This is a genomic window from Pedobacter sp. 10L46_2, from assembly GCF_056395165.1.
This window is the reverse complement of sequence record NZ_JBFTIZ010000505.1, coordinates 1-1,570: the sequence shown is the minus strand read 5'-3', so window position 1 is coordinate 1,570 and position 1,570 is coordinate 1. Positions and strand designations below refer to the sequence as shown.

Annotated in this window: 2 protein-coding genes; both read right to left on the bottom strand. The window is 39.5% G+C overall.

The annotated features are described in order from the left end of the window. On the bottom strand, window positions 1–792 hold a 792-nt coding region (locus tag AC1DDX_RS27295; protein ID WP_477623017.1), incomplete at its 3' end, for a transketolase family protein. 114 nt (window positions 793–906) lie between these two features. After that, on the bottom strand, window positions 907–1,570 hold a 664-nt coding region (locus AC1DDX_RS27290; protein ID WP_477623016.1), incomplete at its 5' end, for a transketolase.

Sequence of the window (1,570 nt, the reverse complement as noted above, 5' to 3'; positions counted from 1 at the left end):
GCTTTCTCCTAATCCGCCAAACTTATTGTGCTCTTCGCAAGTAACCACACATCCTGTTTTCTTTACAGATTTCAGAACTGCTGCTTCATCTAAAGGTTTAATGGTGTGGATATTGATGATTTCAGCATCAATTCCCATTTCTGCTAATTTTTCACCAGCTTCAATGGCTTTCCAAACCATGTGTCCGGTAGCAATAATGGTTACATCAGTACCTTCATTTACCATCCATGCTTTACCGATTTCGAATTTTTGATCAGGATCGGTGAATACAGGGATTACAGGGCGACCAAAACGCAGATAAACTGGTCCATGATGCTCAGCTATAGCAATAGTAGCKGCTTTGGTTTGATTATAATCACAAGGGTTAATTACAGTCATGCCAGGAAGCATTTTCATTAAGCCTATGTCTTCAAGAATCTGGTGAGTTGCACCGTCTTCCCCAAGGGTTAATCCAGCATGGGAAGCACATATTTTTACGTTTTTGTCAGAATAAGCTACCGATTGGCGGATCTGATCATAAACCCTGCCTGTAGAAAAATTGGCAAAAGTTCCTGTAAAAGGAATTTTACCACCAATGGTTAAACCGGCTGCAATACCAATCATGTTTGCCTCAGCAATACCAATCTGGAAAAAGCGTTCTGGGAATTCTTTAATAAAGGCATCCATTTTTAAAGAGCCCACTAAGTCTGCGCATAGTGCAACTACTTCAGGATTTTTTTTACCTGCTTCAAGTAATCCTGCTCCAAAACCAGAGCGGGTATCTTTTTTTTCAGTGTATGTATATTTTTTCACGAGTTTTCTATTTTTGTTTAACTGTGTTCAAGCTTGCTGCGCAGGTTTTCACGAGTTTTCTATTTTTAGTTAATGGTGTTCAAGCTTGCTACGCAGGGTTTCATTAAAAGCTATTTAATAATCTTTTARSGTACTTGGTAATTGGGCAAGAGCTAGTGCAAGTTGCTCGTCGTTTGGCGCAACACCATGCCATTTATGCGATCCCATCATGAAATCAACACCTGCRCCCATTTGGGTRCTCATTAAATTCAAGATTGGCTTACCTTTTCCTAAWAGTGATTTAGCATAATGCAATGCCTTAACTATAGAATCCATGTCGTTGCCATCAGAATTGATCACATGCCATCCAAAAGCYTCAAATTTTGCCTGTAGATTTTCAAGAGATAATACTTTTTCAGTAGGACCATCAATTTGCTGTCCGTTATAATCAACYGAAGAGATCAGGTTATCTACTTTATTAAAAGGAGCATACATAATCGCTTCCCAATTTTGACCTTCCTGTAACTCTCCATCACCATGTAAAGAATATACAACCGAGTGATCTTTATTTAATYTTTTTGCAAGGGCTGCTCCGATAGCMACAGACATTCCCTGMCCTAAAGATCCAGAGGCAATTCTAATGCCTGGAAGTCCTTCGTGAGTTGTGGGGTGACCTTGTAACCTTGAATTTAATTTTCTGAAAGTTGCCAGTTCACTAATGTCGAAATATCCCGACCTGGCCAGAACGCTGTAGAAAACTGGTGAAATGTGTCCGTTAGAAAGGAAAAACAAATCTTCG